The sequence below is a fragment of the Paracrocinitomix mangrovi genome, from assembly GCF_019740355.2.
GTDB classification, from domain to species: Bacteria; Bacteroidota; Bacteroidia; order Flavobacteriales_D; family Crocinitomicaceae; genus Paracrocinitomix; species Paracrocinitomix mangrovi.
Map to the genome: position 1 here is coordinate 97,876 of NZ_CP091819.1, position 19,314 is coordinate 117,189.

Genomic DNA, 19,314 nt, shown 5'->3' on the forward strand with positions numbered 1-19,314 from the left:
TTTAGTATCCAAGCAAATATTCCAAATCAATAACTGCTTGATTGTAATTTTTTAAAGCATCTAAGTATGATAATTCAATTGACAAACCATGTTGAATTGCATTGAGATATTCAACATAGGTAATGGCACCAGCTTCAAAGCTTTTTTGGGCCTGGTCAATCATCAACTGCGCATGAGTCAATCCTGAATTCTCATAAAACTCCAGGTTTTGACTGTAAATGGCCAATTGTGAAATTTGACGTTGAAATTGTCCCATCAATTCTAGTTGGTATTGTTCTAATTGATTTTCTTCAATTTCCCTGGCAATTTGTGTTGCTTTTATTCTGGACCTGTAATGACCAAAGAATATTGGAATTGTAACACCCGCTTGAACTCCTTGAAATCGATCACTGAATGCTGCAGTTGAACCACTGCTAGTAGGACTTCCTATCATTGACTGATTAAAGTAACCTACCATAATATCCGGTAACATTTTAGAACGTTCAACTTTTACCTGAGCTTGCATGATCTCAATTTGCTGTTGGGTATAAGCCAATAACGGGTTGTTTTTAATTTGAGAAGTGTCTGTAAGATTATTGATACTTCTTTTTTCAAATTCAACATTGGCAAATTCAACATTGGTTGTATCACTGATTAAAATGTGAAGCTGCTTAATACTCATTTGCAACTGAGAAGTGATGATATTTAGTTGATTTTGAACTGACATCATCTCACTCTCAGCAGTGATCATCTCTAAATAACTGCTTTCTTCAACTTCATATTTTATCTTGGAAACTCGGTAAAACTCTTTAAAAATAGAGTCTTTATAAGATAAAAAATGCTGTTGAGCATAATCATACTGAAGGGAATTCCATGCCTTTTTAACTTCCCACTTCAAGCGGTTTTGAGCAATGGATAAATGAAGTTCACTTCCTTTTACTTCCTCTTTATTTAAATTCCATTGAGAGGTGTAAACAGTTGGAAATTGAAAAGATTGTTTAACATCAAAATACAAGTCTTTTTCAAAACTATTCATCTGCCCATATTGTACTCCAACAGCTGTTTTGTCAGGATTAAAAGATCCTTTTCTATAAGCATTTTGCTGGTCTACTTCCAATACAAATTTTTGAAGTTGTTTGCTGTTTGCTAATGCAGATTGTAGCACTTCCTCTTCAGTTTCCAGTTTATTAGTTTGTGCTAATGTCTGAAATGGAACTGTTGACATACCTAACAGCAATAGTATTGTAACTATTTTACTTGATTTCATACTGATTTTCTTTTCTTCTCTTCTTTCTGTCCAGTTATAAAGGATTGGTAGAATGAATAGGGTTAAAAAAGTTGCGGTCATCATACCACCAATAACTACAGTTGCTAGTGGTTGCTGAACTTCTGCTCCTGCTGAAGTTGATATAGCCATTGGTAAGAATCCTAGAATATCTGTCAATGCAGTTAATAGAATAGGACGAATTCTTCGTTTGGCTCCCTGAGCAATTCGTTCTTCCAAACTTAGTTTACCTTCTTCCTTAAGTTCATTCCATCCACTTATTAATACTAATCCATTTAATACTGCAACACCAAATAGAACTATAAATCCAACCCCGGCTGAGATACTAAAAGGCATATCTCTTATCCATAAAAACAGTATCCCTCCAATTGCAGCAAAAGGAATTGCCATGTAGATCATTACAGATTGTTTGATAGATTTTAAAGCCGAGAAGATCAACAAGAAAATCAATGCCAATGATACCGGAACAACCACTTTAAGTCTATTAGTTGCTCTTTCAAGATTTTCAAACGTTCCTCCATAGCGTATGTAATAACCAGAAGGAAGTTGAAGCTCGGCATCCAGTTTTTCTTTGATTTCATCAACTAATGAAGCAATATCTCTACCTCTAACATTGATTCCTACATAAACTCTACGATTGGTATTGTCACGGCTAATTTGCATAGGGCCAGGTTCGTATCCAATTTCAGCTATTTCTTTCATTGGAACTTGACTTCCGTTAGCTGTTTTTACATAAAGATTTTTAAGATTATCTATGCTTTGTCTGTGTTCTTGATCCAATCTAACTACTAAATCAAATCTTCGTTCACCTTCAAATATCACACCTGCATGACCACCTCCAAATGCGGAAGCCACCAACTCATTTAGGTCATTTATTTGTAATCCATACTGTGCTACTTTGTAACGATTGTATCTCACCGTAATTTGAGGAAGCCCTTGAATAGCTTCTGCTTTCATATCACCAATACCTTCAATAGGAGCTATTATTTTGGTGATTTCTTCAGCCTTATCAGCTAAAATGTCAAGGTCATCTCCGTACAATTTAATCGCAATATCTTCCCTAACACCGGTCATTAACTCATTAAACCTCATTTCAATTGGCTGAGTAAATTCGTAGTTGACACCCGGAACTTCACTTACCGCCTTTTTCATCTTGTCTATCAACTCATCTTTTGAAGAGGCTGAAGTCCATTCTGATTGCGGTTTAAGGATTACGATTACGTCAGCTACATCCATAGGCATTGGATCGGTAGGAACCTCTGCTACACCAATTCTAGAAATGATGTGTTCCACTTCAGGAAATTTTTCCATCATCACTTTCTCAACCCTTGTAGTCGTTTCAACAGTTTCACTTAAGGCACTTCCAGGTTTTAGAATAACGTGAAAAGCAATATCTCCTTCATCTAATTGAGGAATAAATTCACCTCCCATTCGTGTGAACAGAAAAACAGCACCACCAAGAAAGGCTATTGTAATGCTCATTATTACAACACTTTTGCGCAATACTCTTTTAAGCGCATTTTCGTAGATGTTCTCCAACCAATGAACCAAACGATCTCCCCAACTAATTCTAGTAGATTTTTTAACCCTTAAGAATAATGCCGACATCATTGGAACGTAAGTCAAGCACAAAATCATCACACCAATCATGGCAAACATAAAGGTCAATGCCATTGGTTGAAACATTTTACCTTCAACTCCCTGAAGCGCTAGTATTGGAATAAATACAATTAGAATGATCAATTGACCAAAGAAAGCTGCATTCATCATGCCGGAAGAAGCTTTTACAGCCAATTCATCTCTTTTATCCTGATCCAATTTGTCATTTTTAACCAGGTAACCGTGGATGATAAAGACTGTTCCTTCCACAATAATTACAGCCCCGTCAATGATGATTCCAAAGTCAATAGCGCCCAAACTCATCAAGTTGGCCCACACACCAAAAACATGCATTAAAATAAAGGCAAACAATAAAGAGAGTGGGATAGTGGAGGCCACAATTAAACCACCTCTCCAGTTTCCGAGCAAGAATACAAGTACAAAAATTACAATCAATGCACCTTCCATCAGGTTTTGTGTAACCGTTCCGGTGGTTTGTGAAATTAGTTTACTTCTGTCCAGGAAAGGAACAACGCTTACGCCTTCAGGTAAAGATGATTGAATCTCCGTGACTCTTTGCTGTACTGCTTGAATTACGTCATTTGAGTTGGCTCCTTTTAACATTAAGATCATTCCACCAACTGCTTCACCTTTACCATCCATTGTTAATGCACCATATCTTACAGCTGTTCCAAATTGAACGGTGGCAACATCTTTTATAGTGATAGGAAGACCATTTACGTTTTTGATGACAATGTTATTGATGTCGTCAAGGTTTTTTACTAGCCCTTCACCTCTAATGAAATTGGCATAATGATCTTTCTCAATATAGGCTCCACCTGTGTTTTGGTTATTGGCTTGTAAAGCCTGAAAAACCTCAGTAATGGTAATATTCATTGCATTCAGCTTTTCGGGATCAACGGCCACTTCATATTGTTTGATATCACCACCAAAAGCGTTGACTTCAACAACACCCGGAACCATGGTCATTTGCCTGCGAATAATCCAATCTTGAATTGTCCTTAGCTCTGTAGGACTATATTGTCCCTCATGTTCTTCATCAACCTGTAATGAGTATTGGTAAATTTCACCTAACCCTGTCGAGATTGGACCCATTTCAGGTGTTCCAAAACCTTCCGGGATTTCTTGTTGAACAGAGACTAGTTTTTCTGCCACTAATTGTCGCGGTAGATAGGTGCCCATATCATCTTCAAAAACTATGGTAACCACAGAAAGACCAAATCTGGAAACAGATCTGATTTCAATTACACCCGGCAAGTTGGACATTGCCAATTCAACCGGGTAAGTAACAAATTGCTCAATTTCGACTGTTCCAAGATTAGGTGCTTGAGTAATTACTTGCACCTGGTTGTTGGTGATGTCAGGAACGGCGTCCAAAGGAACTTTTTTCAAACTGTATATTCCTCCGGCAATTAATGCCACCGTGAGCATTCCTATAAATAACTTGTGTTTGACTGAGAAGCCAATTATTTTATCAATCATTTTACTTGCTAATATGAATTAGACTTGAGATTATCCGCAATTTGTTGGACAATCGATAATTATTTTCAATTAGAAATTGAATTTGAAAACACTTTTGTGTTTCCTAGCAAGTAAAATAAGGGGGACCTCTTAATGAATGGGTACTGCCTTCTAAAGACTCAAACTCAATAATAGAGTGAGCATCAACAACTGTAGTTTTCACTGCAGCTTCAGCAATAGAAATATCGTTTTTTAGAAATACAGAAAAGTCGGCATTTGTTTGAGCTGCTTTATCTGTTCTAGATTCGGCAGATTTTTCGGATACAAATTCTTGTGGATGATGTTCGTTTTCATTCCCTTGATGTTCCAAGTCACTTAATAGACATAATAAATAATCAAAGAAATCTGCATCAATGTGATCTTCATGAACAACGTGGCTATCTCCATCATTGGCGGTATGGCCATTTTCGTGCTCATGGTGATGTTCTGTAACAGCAACATTTTCCATCTGAACCTCATTGTAATGAGGAATCAGCCTATGTGCAAAACCTACAAAATAGGTTAGGATCAAAGATGATATGATGATGGATCTTAAAAATTGCATCAGTACAAAATTAATGAATTTTTATTTGAACTATTGTGATGAATCCTATTAATCAATTTAACTGCCTTTAAATAAGTTGTTTATCCGAATACTAAATGAGTGTGAAAGATGTGGTTTTACCAATATATATTTGATCAATCATTTAACCTATAAACAATTTATAAAATGAAAAATGTAATGAAAAAAGGAATTGCAGCCCTTTCAATAATAGCTGCTACATCAATTACTTATGGTCAAGGATGGAACGGAACAACCTCAGGTGATGTTTTATACCCAATTAATTCTAGTTTAGGATTATCACCAATGTCTGTAGGCATAGGTTTAAACAATCCAACTGCACAATTTCATACTAATGGTTCTGTAAGATTAGAAGGATTAACTATTAATACTGAGCCTTATGTTGTAGTTGCAGATGTAAATGGAAATCTATCTATTATGGATGCAAGTTCGTTTGGCACAGGTAATGATTGGCATTTGACAGGGAACACAATTGGAACTACTGAGTTCATTGGAACCATTAATAATCAGGATTTTAGAGTTAGAACAAATAACCTTCAAAGAATGGTGGTTACAGCAGCCGGAGATGTGGGTATTGGAACTACGAGTCCGGGTAAAATTTTGGATGTACATTATTCTGAAAATTTGAACTATTTACCAACACAATGGAACAGAGATGGTTTACAGGTATACAATAGTTTTACAACAACTGCTGTTGGACAGGCAGCTACAATAACTTTAGGTGCTCGTGGTGGTGCCGGTACTTGGATGGCAAGAGCTTTGATTTCAGGAGTGGTTGTTGGAACGGATCAAATGGACATTGCTTTTCAAAATGAGTATGCTGGTCCTTCTACCGTTCGTGAATCAATGAGAATTACACATGATGGATTTGTGGGAATCAATGTGGCAGCTGCAAGTATTGATAGTTATTTACATACAGATGGAGGAATAAGACATGAAAATCTTCCAACTGGAAATGGTAGACATCTGGTAATAGATGCTAATGGTTATGTTTATGTTGAAGACTTACCAATTAAATCAAACGAAAGTAATGAGGAAGTTGAAGCCTTGAGAAATGAAATAGAATTATTAAAAGCAGAAGTTGAGTCTTTGAAAAATATGATTTCAGAAGTAAATGGAGTAGTTTCAAATGAAACAACCATTTTATCTCAAAATAGACCAAATCCTACTGTTGATGCAACTTCAATTGATTATTCAATAGGAGGAACATTTTCAGAAGCTTTCATTGTATTTTATGATTTGACAGGAAAACTTATTAGTTCAAAGAGAGTGAATCAATCAGGTACTATTCAAATTGATAAAAATGAATTTGGTAGAGGTACATATCAATACGCTTTAGTTGTAGATGGTGAGATCAAAGCAACAAAAAAGATGATAGTACTATAATAGGTTTATCATCAAACTAGAAAGGGCACTTCTTTTGAAGTGCCCTTTTTTATTTTATATAAACCTTTATTGCTTAGGTCCGATTCCGTGATTTACATAGGCATCACCTGATGTTTGATAAGTTATAACATCATTTGTGAAATTACCTGATCCTTCTGCATAATAAGGGCCACTCACCTGTTGAGAAGGGATGGAGAAATTAGTTCCGGCCATAATAGCAAAATACGCAACTCCATCATTCCAAAGATTGTTCAAATAAATAGTATCAGAAGCTGTACCTCCTGTAGTTACTTGAAGTGTGTATACATTTTCTTCAGAAAAAGAACCAAAAATCCATGTAGAATCTGTTACCCAATAATTTCCCAGATATGGTTCCCTTGGATCCGGCTCAGGATAAACGCAGGTACCGTCGTCTACATCTGCTTCAGCATTGTAGTTTAAAGCGGTTGTATCTGTACAACCCTCTTTTTTGCACGAAATCATTAATAAACTAATGGATAAGATTGCTAGTATGGATTTCATAGTTCTTTCAGTTAATTGACTAAATCTACGAAAAAATGATTTTGGAAGCACAGTTATGATTACTGTGATTGAGTTGTATCAGTCTTTACTTTATTATCTTCTTTATTATAATCCCAGTACTTGGCTTTGTCTCCGCATACATTTCTGCACGATAACAAGATTAAAAAGGAGATATAGGTCAATATGAAAATCAGGAGTTTTTTCATGTTTTGGTCTAAAGGGAGTTCTCTTTTATTTCCGTAATTAATGAATCTAATGCAGGCCACGTAAATGATCTTGTTCCTTGAATTATCAAAGAAGAATCAGAAAAAAGTACTTGAGTCATATTACCAAAAACGGGAAATTCATCTTTTGTTACCCTATTGTCCTTTAATTGAACCAATGCATCTTTAATCAAAATTTCATGTTTTGTAGTTAATGATAGTTCAAGCGTGTCACAATCTCTTTCCAGGCAAAGAAAGGGAGCAAAGCAGTAGTTGTCTTTAGAACATAAGTCAACGTATTCGTATTTGATTGTTGCATTACTGTTAGGGTTTTTTGAAATGGTGACCCATTCTAAATCTCCTCCCCATTCACCACATCTTTCATTTAATCTGCATAAGTGAAGGAGTAAAGTGGAATCTATCTCATTTTGTTCATTGAAATAATTGTAAATGGTGTCCTCAGCTAGCATTTCTTCTTTGTTTTGTGAAGAATTTGTTTCATTGTTACAAGCAACTGTATATGTGGCAAGCAACAGAATTGATAATTGTAAGATGAACTTATTCAAGGTAAATTATTTACTATTCAATAATTACCAATTCCCTGCTGAACTGTCCATTGGTCCATTCAATTTGAATGAGATATTGTCCAGCAGAAAACTGACTTATATTTAGGTAATTTGAAGAAGTCTCTAAGCACTTTTTACCATCCAGGGAGTAAAGAGATACCGTCTTTATTGGCTGAGATGAATTGATTTGAAGGAATTCAGAAGCAGGGTTGGGGAAGATGGAAAAATCTACTTTTTCTTCATCCGAAATTCCAATATTTAGATAACAATTTCCTCCTGTTCCCTGACTATCCCAATAAGATGTGTTTCCAAAACCATAACACATGATGAAATAGTCAAATCCTATACCCTGACATACCATTGAATATAATCCACCGGTAATGTTATTGATATTTAATTGATGTCCAATACCTTCTGTGATAACGGGTCCATTAATTGAATCAAGATAAAATACCCTTCGGTATTCTGTATTAATTAAAACCGAGTCAATTTTTTGAATAGTATCTTGACTAAGTCCACATCCGTAAAAGACATCTCCATGAACTGTGTCACCCACTTGATAATCAAAACTCATTAACAAGCTATCACTACCGGAATTGGATTCGTAAAAATAATAATTACGACCTTCTTGTCTCAGTAATCCATAAAATGAGCCGGTCCAGCTATTAGAAGGTGTTGGACCACCTGTATAGGTTTCACCATTTGAATAAAGTTTATGATAGGTAAAGGCGCCAATGGTTGAATCTCCATCTACATAAACAGAATAAGTTGAACTGGATTCTATTGTTGGAGGAGGCCATGGATTAGTGTTCCATTCACCTAGAGTCCATCTGGGGTCATTGGCAAAATAATCGGGTATCTGACTATAACTTCTTGCACAAAGAAGCAACAGCATTGAGAGGGTCAAAAATCGCATAGTATTACTTTACAGCAATTTAAAGAATCTGTTAAAATGATCAAAATAAAATTACACCACTTATTAAACGAAAAATTAGCGGTTGTATTCATATAATAGATTGTCATTTGTTAGAGTGATTTATTATTTACTTTTATCAGATGACTAGGAAATTAGCGGTTTATGGGCTGTTTGCTTTTTTGGCAGTAGCCTGTGGTAATGAAGAAAAAACTTCACAAAATTCAGAAGAATTAGATGGTAAGACTGATATAGAAATGGAAGTTTTTGTAGGTGATACAACATCCTTTGAAGATTTTAAAAGTCACTATAAAACTGTTGAATTACCATTGCATATAGACTCAGCATTTGCCCTATCAGGTTTAGCTTTTATGGTAAACGATTCTCTGTCAGATAGCAGAGAATTTTATATTCCTACTTATCACATTGAGCAATGGCTTGTGGATACCACAGATACAAACTCAGAATTAGGAGGTTGGTATCATACTTTTAAGCATCTGTTGAATGAAGATGATTGGAATTGGTATTCTCTACATTATGGATATCATTTTATGGAAGGTTCCTATGATTATTTTATTACTTATAGATATCATCAAGTATCTGCAGTAAACGGTGGATACTGGACTTATTTTTTACATGCCCTTAATGAAGATCATGATGTTGTTTATGTGAAAGAATTAGGTACAGATAATTATTATACCACAACTGATATGAAAGATACAGAAGAAGAATATTGGTGGCAACGCATTTATGAAATTGAAACAGTAGAAATTGATATTCAATCTGCAGATGAAATTACGGTAACAACTTATTCCATTGAAAAGGTAGAAGGAGATTTACAACCACATCAGCAAAGGTTAATAGGAAAGTCAAATGTTACTTATGATTCTTTAGACGGATTAACGCAGATATTTAAGTCGAAGAAGGTGAAGTTGTAACTATCTATTAAGAAGTCGTTTTCATAACATGAAATTCCACCTTTTTTGTTTAGTACTATTTTCATTTTCAATAAGTGGTAGATGTCAATTCAATAAGGATAGCATTGAAATTGCCAATCAATGGATGGATATTCAGATTGCTAATAGCTTATCTCAATTAGATTCAATGGGATTCCATTTTATCATTCTAAGGACGTATGATTCATTAAATGTAGAAAACAATCAATGCAATATTTTATCTGCACAAGACAGTTGTAGTGGTATGTACACTTTAAAAATGGATTATAATTATAAGATACATACGATACACGTTGGGGATGTAAAAGCTGCATATTCAGATGGATGCTCACGATTATTAAACAAGGTAGTTAAAGAAATAAACCTCTTTGAAAACAAATACACTGAATCGACAATGCCAATTGTAGAATGGTCAAAAGAACGCAATTTACTGATCAGTAAAAATGATGGTAAATATTTAAAGGTCAATTATGATTTAGAGGAAAATATTGATGATGGAATATCACCCTGGAGTGTAGTTTGCTATCACTTGAGGTATGGGTGTAAATAGGATTTATAGATTACTTCCTGTGAAAGTAAAGAATGAATCCTTTTCGATTAGTGATTTCTAGTTCGCCAAAGAAACAATGAGATACTCCTTGAAAATCAAATAATTCATTGTAATCTCGAACACCTGTGTTGGTTAAATAAAGATAGGAGTATCTCCCGCTTTTAATTTTTCTTACTTCCCAATTACCGGTAAACTCTATGAAAGGAGATTTGAAATAGTTTTGAAGGATTTGAAATGTGCCACCTTTGTTAAAGGTGAAATCAATTAATGAAATACAGCTGTCAGTTTTAGATGTACAATTAGCATTGGGCATCAAGATAATAGCGTTTGAATCTTTCCTATAGACGATTGAATCTAAAGACCAACTTCCATGAAATTCAGAAGTAGGGAACGATTTTTCTATGCCTCTAGTTTTATTCAATTGATATTTCGGTGCCAATGCTGATTTTTCAGAGAGACCAATAAGTTTTCTGTTTTTGGAAATAAGGTATTTTACTTTTCCTTCAGGGTAGCTGTTGGTGTCTCCGGATAAAAAATTAGAATAGGCGGGTGTTTCAAATATCAGGGTGTCATGTAATACTTGGAATTTACCTGAAAATCCTCCCCACATCCAACAACTGGTACTGTTTTTAGGAATGATGGTAATGTGATAAGTACTATCAAGGTATAGGCTCAAAAGATGACATTCTCCTTGATTTGAGCCGTTGTAAATAAAGCATCTTTCATCAGGGATTTTAAATGAACTAGTTTCTTGGCTAAATGAATTTAAACCAGCAAAATATGAAACGAGAATGAGTAATTTATTCATTTGAAATACAAACGAAAAGATTAGAATGGGTTACGGAAGAAGCTAAAAACTTTTCAATCAAGTAGAAAAATCTTCAATCATCACTAATTTCCATTCGTTGTCAATTCGTTCAAATGTATAATGTAACGAGATACCATTCTCGACACCATTGTAGTTGATATACCTGATATTGCTGTTGGTAGGTTCGTTATAATACATCAATCCTTCAATTTCTTCAAGCATGTTGAAGTATTTCCATTCGTCTTGATAAAGCGTGTCTTCCACATTGGCGTATTCATCATCAGGATAATGATCAGGCAATGGAAATTGTATATGAGAGATTTGATAAACTGAATCCAGCGAAAATTGTGTGATAAAATCAATGAACCTGGCATCATTTATTTGATTGAGAGGGGTGCGGTCTATTTTGCGTAACATCCATTCTCCAGAATATTTGGTAAAGTAATAGTTCTGTGCTTCTTCAGTTAGAAAATAAATAAATGAAACTGTGACATCTTCTTCTTCTGTTTTGAGACTTCTTGAATGCTTGTCGTCAGAATTTAAAACAGGTACGTAAGATCTTTGTGTGAAAAATGGCTCATATTCCCAGTCTTCAGGAAAGGTGATTAATTTGTCACCTTGTTGAATGGGATATTCTATATGATTTTGTTGTCCCTCTCTATCCCAAATAAAATCATTAAAGAACTGACCAAAAGTTTGACCGTCATCTTCAAGTGTACTGTCAATAATTGATTGTTCAGTAATTGTGTCATTGTTGTTTGCGCCATTTTCTTCTTCAATCGGATCTGATTGACACGAAACAAAAATTAGGGCAATGAATAGATAATATAGTTGTTTCATTTTATTTTTCTGAATTTAACAGCTGATCCAATTGTTGGTCCTTTATTTTCTTAGGTAAGGATTTGCTATTGCCAAAATCAAGTTCGCCTTTGTACCATTCTTCTCTATATAATTCCCAGCTTTTGTCAAAAGGAGGTTCGCCACCATCATCATAGCCAAATTCAAAACCACATGCACAAATATCATACGAAGGATATCCATTTTCATCATAAGGTCTCCAATCTTTGTTTTTAGCTTTCTCTCCACAAACCGGGCAAAGACAATATCCGTGCTTATCAAAAATAAGTTCAAATTGAAAACCGTTGTATGTTTGAAAAGTTTGCTTGATCATTAAGCTAAAATTTGCTGAATATCTGAGGCTATTTTACACAATTCAACCCCATCTTTTATATTAATTGCTTTACTGTGCCTCATTAAACATAATCCATCTTTGAATTCAAGTGAAATATTCCTTTGTTTATTTAAATAATCCATTAATTCAAAAGGGAAATTTGATGTAACCAAATCTTTATCTGCTGCAGATACAAAGTATTTAAAACTAAATGATTTATGATTTTTAAAATCTACTTCTACGGGTTTAATAAGTTCAGTTATTTTATCTGATATGGTCTCAGGACGAACGATAACATGTCCAATAGTCAGAGAAGTTTTAAATACTACAAATGGATAGATTCTGTATTCTTCAGTAGAAGGTTGAATAGAATAGACAGTAAATTTGCTTGTTCTATGAGCTGCAACTACTTCTAATAGATAAAATGTTTGCCGATTTCCATTTTTAAAACAGAAATTTCTATAGACTCTACAATTAAATAGGTGAGTCAATAGTTCAAATCCTTTTAAAGAATCTGTAAAGCTACTTTTTGCTGGCTGATAAGTAATGTTTAAATTACTCACCAACTCTTCCAAAACAATTGCATCTTTTTGCGTTTGGTCGTCCTTGTAAAAATTTAAAAAAGGATTTATCATCTTAAAATGTTGCTACACCTTCTTGTACAAGAATTCCTCTTCCTAAAAACAATAAAAGGATTCCGCTTGCCAAAATTATTAACCATTTAGGATACTTAATTAGATAAAATCCAAACCACATTTCCAATTTTGTAACATTGTCATCTACCGTAGCTTTAGCAAATGCTACAAATGCTGCCAATAAAGCTGACAACGTTCCAGCAATGAATAATACCCATCCAAGAATAATCATGACATAAGTTTTGGTAAGCTTAAGATACGTTTTTATTAGCTTCGTATTACTTAGCTCTACTGAAATTTCTTTTGCGTTTCAAAACTGCCTTTTCAATCAATTCAAAGGATAAAATAGCCACCAACAAAGTAAGAATGATGTTTTGAGGAAATTTTTGAATCCATAATTCTCCGCCCGGGCTGGTGCGCAAGAATAAACCTTGATAAACATAAATTCCGTAGGAGATACGACCAATGTAAGAGGTGAGTTTATTGTTTAAAATTGCAGTTAACCTAGATTCTTGATTGTACAACAACCAAACTAAAAACAAGGAAATACCAATTGATTGAACGATAAAACTTGGTTTTATAAATGGTGTGTAAAGGGGAAATAAAAACAGTAACAATCCTACCAACACTGACGCATACTTTTGCTTGAAATATGGACCAAAAACAGCATCTTTTTGGTTGATTAAAAGAGCTGCCAAAGATCCAATTATTACAGGAGCAACAGCAGGAATGAACCAACGTTCTGTCTTATAATGGTTGACAAAGTAATATTGAGGATAGATGTACAAAGCTGCGAAACAAGCCATGATAATCAACGCGATAAATACGTAAATCAATTTCTTATTCAAGAAGTTGATAATAAATGGCCAAATTAAGTAATACTGTTCCTCCAATGCCAATGACCAGGTGTGTCCTAATTCAGGGATGTAGAGTTTGTTGGGAACAAAATTGTACATATAAGCAAAAGACAAAAGAAAGCTATGAGCCGAAGGGCGGAGCATGTTTTGGCTCATGAGTATTGCCACCACCGTGTAGAAAATAATCAGTGGAGGAAGTAATCTCAAGAATCGTCTGATGTAGAAATAAACAAACTTGATACTCCTGTGTTCATTGAGTTCTTGTAATAAAATTCTTGTGATTAAAAAACCACTTAAAGTAAAGAAGATTTGAACTCCGGTAGTTCCTGAAACTAGCAGCCAAACTCTTTGTCGGTAAAAATCTGTCTCAGGTAAAAATTGCAATACGCCAAGGTGATTGATCAGAACCAGTATGATAGAAAAGGCCCTTAAAGTATCGTATCCCTTGATGTATTTCATTGAAAATGCAGTTTGCGGCCTAAAGGTATGATTTCCTAAATAATCAACCTAACACCACCAAGCTCTGAAACCTTATAAGGGAATTTATCTCCCGGAGAACCTATGAACATAAAGTTGATAGGGATGTTCCATTTTTCTGACAAATTCTCAATTAAATCAGGCGAGAATTCACCATTTTCTACAATAAATTCAATGTCAATTTTGGGATATTCTCTGTCCAGGAAATCTATTTCATCCTCGAATTTAGGTGGTATTTTTACTTTGTCATTTTCAACAATAACAATCTTAAGTCTTTTGGTGTGTTCATTATCTGAAATATAAAGCATCACTTTGTTCAAGGTTTCGATACTATCTCCTTTCGTGAAAAACACAAATTCTTGCGAGTTGATTTTATCAATCGTTTTTTTGATCCTTTTATCCACCTTCACAAAAAAACCTTGAATAGGCCTATAAGAGGCTTCCAAAATCCGCAGAATTAACTTTAAAAGCATGGTTCTGTTGAGCATTGCTATTACAAATAGAATAGAGGGGATGAAGTAATACATAAACACCCTCAGGTTACTTGGTAAATCGTCTTTTGGAGGCAAAACAATGTTCCCAATCAAAGCGGTTATTACACCCGCAATCCCAATCAGTACTGCCAGCCATGATGCTTTTTCGGGACGTGGAAGTCGTTTACGACGAATTTTCAAAAGTATATTTCCGATACCAAAAAGGGCCATCACAGAGAGAAATGAGATGGTATAAACACCTGCTAAAAGCGCTACATTTCCTTCTGTAATCAACAATACAGATATGGACATGATAAAGAACATGATAATGATGCGATAAGAGCTTCCTCTTTTGTTCTTTTTCAAGAAAAATGGAGGCATAATTCTATCTAACGTCATTCGCTCCAATAATCCTGATACACCGACAAAACTGGTTAATACGGCACCGCTTAAAACCAGGAATGCATCTATGGATATTAAAGTAGCAATACCATTACCACCAACTTCTTGCCCCATTTCAACCAGAAGCGTTTCTTGATAAGAATCTGATTGTAGGGTAGGGATAGCAAAGAGCGCCAGAGCAAAAACAGCCATTAACGGATTTATCACGCTCACAATTGCCCACATGTTTCTCAATGTTTTTGGAAACACTCCTTTTTGTTGTTCTTCTACAAAGTTGGCAGAACTTTCAAAGCCTGAAACTCCTAGCATGGAGGCTGCAAAACCAAAGAAAATAGCTGTAGCAATTGACTTTCCATCCGAGAGAGGTGTGTTCCAATTATCAGTAAAGGTTGAAATACCATTCTGCATCAAATAGTACGCGATAAATCCACTTAACAGTAACAAGGAAGCTAGATGAAACAAAAAGATTCCTATTGCTACTTTGGCAGATTCTGTAATTCCAAGAATTGTAAGCGTTGCAAATATTCCCAATAAAACAATCGTCATGATAATGATGGGCATGGAAGGGATGATGTGATGCAGGTAATGTATAGCTTCATTGGCAGAAATAACTGCAGTTGCCATGTATGATAAAATGGTCAATGTTGCAGCAAAAGAAGCAGTTGATTTACTTGTAGTGTTCAACAAAGCATTGTAGGCTCCACCATTTAATGGCAAAGCACCTACAACCTCTCCATAAATTCTTCTGAAAAGGAATAAAATCAATGAAACAATAAGTAGGGTGATCCAGGCATATTGACCAGCAAATCCTATAGATAATGCTGAAACATACAATACAGATGAGCTGATATCATTACCACAAATTGCCGTTGAAGCTAGTTGATTTAGCTTTTTACGTTCTTTGTCCATGTAATTGTAAGGTTCTATTAATTGAACAATAATCTAAATAGATAGTTCAACCAATTATTTAGGAGCGTGTTTTTAAAGGTAAAGAAAAAATGATCAAGAATTTCATTACTTCAAGTAAGATAGCATTTAGCGGCATTTATTAATCCTATTCACTTCCACCAGAAGACTATCTTTCCATTTGAAATGAACTTCATCCGGTGGTGATTTAAATGAGGAGTTGCATTCAGTAAACTGTTCTGCAATGACAATTTTTCTTTTTGAATCAACACTAAAATTGGCAAAATCAGCCACTTCATTGTGGTAAAATAATGATTTGTTTATAGGATCAACTATGATAAGATATCCCCTGATCATGGCATATCCATTGGAACAAGAGGTATTGATAAAAATGTCATTGTATCCGTCAAAATTGAAGTCAATGAATGAGATATTAAAAGATAATAGACTAGAGGGGAGTGTATCAATATGACCTGTGTTGAGCCAAAAATTATCTTCCTGTTTCCATATATCCATCACAAATAATCCTTCAACTTCTTTGATAAATATGGCGTGATTAGCTGTGTCTGTAAACAGATGTCCGGATTTAAAAAAATAAAAAGGGTCGTAATTGTCTTGTTCTAAAGTATCCTGCAAAAGTGCAGTGGTAAGAAAAGTAGATAAAGTATCTTCCAGATTATAAGTTGGAGCTGTTATCAACTCAATGTGTTCTTCCTTTCCTTCTGATTTTTTGGAGGTTTCGTCACAAGAAAAGAGTAAAATAAGCAAAAGTAAATATGGAATCAGTTTCATTGTTTTGGGATTTTTTAAACATGTTTCATTAGCAATTATCAGCCAATTCTTTTATTTGTCGCATACCATTTAATGCTGCATTTAATCCTAGATTGTACAAAAGCAATCCTATAGCATACCAGAAAACAAAAACAATTATTGTGATCATTGGAATGATTTGAATTTTATTGTCCATATCGCTAGCCATAAAACCAATTGGAACCATTAATATCCAAACTAACAACATGCCAAACATCCTTTTAGGGACAACTAATTCAAGCCTTACTTTGTTTCCTGTATATGTACCTTTTAAAACAGGATTTCCAAAGTTTTTAACCAATTCATTTTTCTCAATTAAAAAGCCTTTCTTGTTAATTGTACCATAGAAAGATTTGTTTCTGGATAGATCAGCTAAATCTCTTTTTCCTACCCGAGACTTCATTTCTTCTTTGAATTTTTCCAGGTTCTCAAGCTCAATAACTTCAATATGTTCTGATAAGAAGATGTTCATTACGGCTATTTCAAATTGTTGTATTCATCTTTAGAAATTCTATGAAGTTGTAGTTTATCTTCTATCCATTTGCGACTAAAGTAAGCCGGGCGATAGCCTCCAATTAATAATATTATACCTAAGAATAGAGAGGTATAAAAGATTACCTGAATTTTTAAGCTGTTTGTTACCGCTACAGTTTCTCCATTTACTATCCAATTTCCATGACTGTTTAGCGTAGAGACAACTACAAAGGTTAAAACAGCAAACAATAAAATTAAACCTGGAATATAAGGTGTTGTTTTAATTTTGAGAAGTGTTGGTTTTTCATCTTCCGAACTTTGGAAATATGCTCTTGAAGTAGGCTGGGGACTGCCATATTTTCCTATTCTACCGGCTCTGCCATACCAGAATCCATTTTTATATATTTTGACAGCATAAGAATTGAAAACCGTAAAACTAATACGAGGATTTTTATGTGCCTTCATTTTAGACAGTATTTCTGCTTGCGATAGATTTGTTGTGTAATACCGAGTCATTTTAAAATGTTCTACATTATTTTAATTGAATCATCAAAAGAAGCAATAATCTGTTTTTTTAGTTTGTTGGCATAGGATTGCCAAATTACAAACCATACTGCTACTACGGCTCCAAATAAAACTAAAGGAACAAACATAGAAATTAAAAATACGGGTGTTCCATAGTTGTGAATTCCGAATGAAATGATGGTATAAATTAACATGATTGACATAATGAACAGAAATACCATTGTTAAGATATTAGGGAATAAAACTATTCTCAGAATAGATTTTGAACCATTGTCAAATGGAATTAAAGAACACTTTGTCGTATAAGGTGATAAAGCACCTATATCAAAACTTAATTTAAAATTTTCAGGATTATTTAGTTTATTCCAGCTTGCTTTTATCAATGTGATTCCTGTTCCAAAACTAGCTTTTCCGAGTTTAATGTTAAAGGTGTGTCTTCTTAGATAAGCCTGCATTTCCTCTAGGCTTTTATCCGTTTTTATTTCAATTTTACCTCGCATTATTAGATGCTATTTCAAATTGTAATTGACAAAACAATGATGCGGCGTATGAACAACTTCTAACTGGACATTTTCAAAATCCCACCTACTGTAAACTTCTCCATCACTCTCATTATTTACCTCATCCGGCCTACCATACTGTTTTTTGTAAATGGACTCAAATTTAAGGGATACATCTTTCGCACTTTCCCATTCGTATTGTGGGATTATTCTGTAGGATAATTGAAATAAAGTGTCAGATCTATAATCTGGATTAATGCGGGCAGTAGGACCAAAATCGAAATCAAATGCGTAGCCTCCGTTCAAAAAATATGCTCTTTCTTGTCGCACCATACTGTCAAGATGTGAATACAGTTCAAACTTACTCATGTTAAGATTCATTCCTAATTCCAGAGTGTCCAATGTTCCTCTTGTTGCATTGCCTTCATTTGAATTTCCATTTGAATTGCAAGCTGATAGAATTGAAATAGATAAAAGAATAAATAGATTCCTCATGTTTTGGGTATTACATGGCTAAAAATAATGAATTAATTCTGCTTGTAAACATTAAACTGGTCAAAGTAAATTGTTCCAATATCTTTCTGATAATCAGTGTTTAATTCATAGGTGGAATCTATATCTCCGGCATGAAACGAGGCAGATTGAATACTGTCTAGTTGGTAGTTTTTGTTTTCTTTCTGAAAACTAAAAAACAAATCATGAGTCCAACGCCATGCTGAACCTCCGTAATGATAAACAATGAATCCTTTGTCTGTTATTTCCATACCTGCAAAGGGATCACCAAAAATCCCTCCGCATCCATAACAGTAAATAATACTGTCATTTCTGTAAAGCTCATTTAAAGTGTTTTGTTGATTTCTCAATAATATTAACAAAGGCCTGGCAGGTCCATTATCAATATTCATTACAGTATCTTCTTCAACTTGATTAAGCGCCAATAAATAGTCGTCTAAATTATCTTGATTAAGATCTCCTTTTTCAAAAGCCAGAATTTCATATCCTTCAGGAATAAAAGAGGTTAGTTCACTATTAACGGTGTCAGTATTTTGGACCGTCTCTGTTGAATCTGGAATTCTAAGTGAATCAACATTCTCATTTTCAAAATCGCATTGAGTAAACAGCCCTAAAAAGAGTAAAAATATAATTGGTCTCATGCAACCAAATTAGGTTCCATTATCAACTTATTCAAGATAAATCAAGTTTAAAAAATGCC

At 34.4% G+C, this 19,314-nt stretch carries 22 protein-coding genes; 3 read left to right on the forward strand and 19 right to left on the reverse strand.

Features of this window, described 5'->3' with window-relative positions; genetic code table 11:
- Position 1: 1 nt before the first annotated feature.
- Positions 2–4,366 (reverse strand): CusA/CzcA family heavy metal efflux RND transporter, encoded by a 4,365-nt coding sequence (locus K6119_RS00365; protein ID WP_221834544.1) that lies wholly within the window; start codon positions 4,364–4,366, stop codon positions 2–4.
- A 103-nt stretch (positions 4,367–4,469) separates the two neighbouring features.
- Positions 4,470–4,949 (reverse strand): hypothetical protein, encoded by a 480-nt coding sequence (locus tag K6119_RS00370; protein WP_221834543.1) that lies wholly within the window; start codon positions 4,947–4,949, stop codon positions 4,470–4,472.
- A 177-nt stretch (positions 4,950–5,126) separates the two neighbouring features.
- Between K6119_RS00370 and K6119_RS00375 the strand changes: the two genes are divergently transcribed.
- Positions 5,127–6,353, forward strand: a complete 1,227-nt coding sequence (locus K6119_RS00375) for a T9SS type A sorting domain-containing protein (RefSeq protein WP_221834542.1) — start codon at positions 5,127–5,129, stop codon at positions 6,351–6,353.
- A gap of 66 nt (positions 6,354–6,419) precedes the next feature.
- On the opposite strand, the gene K6119_RS00380 is transcribed toward K6119_RS00375, so the two are convergent.
- From K6119_RS00380 to K6119_RS00395, 4 genes are read right to left on the reverse strand one after another with little or no spacing between them, the layout of a single operon-like run.
- Complete coding sequence (locus K6119_RS00380) at positions 6,420–6,875, reverse strand: hypothetical protein (protein WP_221834541.1); 456 nt, start codon at positions 6,873–6,875, stop codon at positions 6,420–6,422.
- 59 nt (positions 6,876–6,934) lie between these two features.
- The gene (locus K6119_RS00385; protein WP_221834540.1) at positions 6,935–7,081 is read right to left on the reverse strand and encodes a hypothetical protein; all 147 of its coding nucleotides are present in this window, start codon (positions 7,079–7,081) and stop codon (positions 6,935–6,937) included.
- 8 nt (positions 7,082–7,089) lie between these two features.
- Complete coding sequence (locus tag K6119_RS00390; RefSeq protein ID WP_221834539.1) at positions 7,090–7,644, reverse strand: hypothetical protein; 555 nt, start codon at positions 7,642–7,644, stop codon at positions 7,090–7,092.
- Between the two features lie 13 nt (positions 7,645–7,657).
- Positions 7,658–8,560: a T9SS type A sorting domain-containing protein gene (locus tag K6119_RS00395; protein ID WP_221834538.1), complete on the reverse strand. Its 903-nt coding sequence runs from the start codon at positions 8,558–8,560 to the stop codon at positions 7,658–7,660.
- 140 nt (positions 8,561–8,700) lie between these two features.
- Between K6119_RS00395 and K6119_RS00400 the strand changes: the two genes are divergently transcribed.
- Together K6119_RS00400 and K6119_RS00405 are read left to right on the forward strand one after the other, a co-directional pair.
- Positions 8,701–9,495, forward strand: coding sequence for a hypothetical protein (locus K6119_RS00400; RefSeq protein WP_221834537.1), 795 nt, complete (start codon positions 8,701–8,703; stop codon positions 9,493–9,495).
- A gap of 28 nt (positions 9,496–9,523) precedes the next feature.
- Positions 9,524–10,063: a hypothetical protein gene (locus tag K6119_RS00405; RefSeq protein WP_221834536.1), complete on the forward strand. Its 540-nt coding sequence runs from the start codon at positions 9,524–9,526 to the stop codon at positions 10,061–10,063.
- 10 nt (positions 10,064–10,073) lie between these two features.
- Here the strand turns inward: K6119_RS00405 and K6119_RS00410 are convergent, their stop codons facing one another.
- The 13 genes from K6119_RS00410 to K6119_RS00470 all read right to left on the reverse strand — a co-directional run bounded on the left by K6119_RS00410 (position 10,074) and on the right by K6119_RS00470 (position 19,255).
- The gene (locus K6119_RS00410) at positions 10,074–10,871 is read right to left on the reverse strand and encodes a hypothetical protein (RefSeq protein WP_221834535.1); all 798 of its coding nucleotides are present in this window, start codon (positions 10,869–10,871) and stop codon (positions 10,074–10,076) included.
- Positions 10,872–10,928: 57 nt separating this feature from the next.
- Positions 10,929–11,711, reverse strand: coding sequence for a DUF4348 domain-containing protein (locus K6119_RS00415; RefSeq protein WP_221834534.1), 783 nt, complete (start codon positions 11,709–11,711; stop codon positions 10,929–10,931).
- A 1-nt stretch (position 11,712) separates the two neighbouring features.
- Positions 11,713–12,042, reverse strand: coding sequence for a hypothetical protein (locus K6119_RS00420; protein ID WP_221834533.1), 330 nt, complete (start codon positions 12,040–12,042; stop codon positions 11,713–11,715).
- Complete coding sequence (locus tag K6119_RS00425) at positions 12,042–12,677, reverse strand: hypothetical protein (RefSeq protein WP_221834532.1); 636 nt, start codon at positions 12,675–12,677, stop codon at positions 12,042–12,044. The genes K6119_RS00420 and K6119_RS00425 overlap by 1 nt, the downstream gene beginning before the upstream one ends.
- Before the next feature lies 1 nt (position 12,678).
- Positions 12,679–12,909, reverse strand: a complete 231-nt coding sequence (locus K6119_RS00430; RefSeq protein WP_221834531.1) for a hypothetical protein — start codon at positions 12,907–12,909, stop codon at positions 12,679–12,681.
- 46 nt (positions 12,910–12,955) lie between these two features.
- Positions 12,956–13,993 (reverse strand): acyltransferase family protein, encoded by a 1,038-nt coding sequence (locus K6119_RS00435; protein WP_221834530.1) that lies wholly within the window; start codon positions 13,991–13,993, stop codon positions 12,956–12,958.
- 35 nt (positions 13,994–14,028) lie between these two features.
- Positions 14,029–15,795, reverse strand: coding sequence for an APC family permease (locus K6119_RS00440; RefSeq protein ID WP_221834529.1), 1,767 nt, complete (start codon positions 15,793–15,795; stop codon positions 14,029–14,031).
- A 126-nt stretch (positions 15,796–15,921) separates the two neighbouring features.
- Entirely contained in the window at positions 15,922–16,584 is a 663-nt protein-coding gene (locus K6119_RS00445; protein ID WP_221834528.1) for an XAC2610-related protein, read from the reverse strand.
- A 28-nt stretch (positions 16,585–16,612) separates the two neighbouring features.
- Entirely contained in the window at positions 16,613–17,074 is a 462-nt protein-coding gene (locus K6119_RS00450; protein WP_221834527.1) for a hypothetical protein, read from the reverse strand.
- 5 nt (positions 17,075–17,079) lie between these two features.
- Entirely contained in the window at positions 17,080–17,541 is a 462-nt protein-coding gene (locus K6119_RS00455) for a hypothetical protein (protein ID WP_221834526.1), read from the reverse strand.
- Positions 17,542–17,603: 62 nt separating this feature from the next.
- Positions 17,604–18,101, reverse strand: a complete 498-nt coding sequence (locus tag K6119_RS00460) for a hypothetical protein (protein ID WP_221834525.1) — start codon at positions 18,099–18,101, stop codon at positions 17,604–17,606.
- A 9-nt stretch (positions 18,102–18,110) separates the two neighbouring features.
- Positions 18,111–18,596, reverse strand: coding sequence for a hypothetical protein (locus tag K6119_RS00465; RefSeq protein ID WP_221834524.1), 486 nt, complete (start codon positions 18,594–18,596; stop codon positions 18,111–18,113).
- A 32-nt stretch (positions 18,597–18,628) separates the two neighbouring features.
- Positions 18,629–19,255: a hypothetical protein gene (locus K6119_RS00470; RefSeq protein WP_221834523.1), complete on the reverse strand. Its 627-nt coding sequence runs from the start codon at positions 19,253–19,255 to the stop codon at positions 18,629–18,631.
- Between the last annotated feature and the right edge of the window lie 59 nt (positions 19,256–19,314).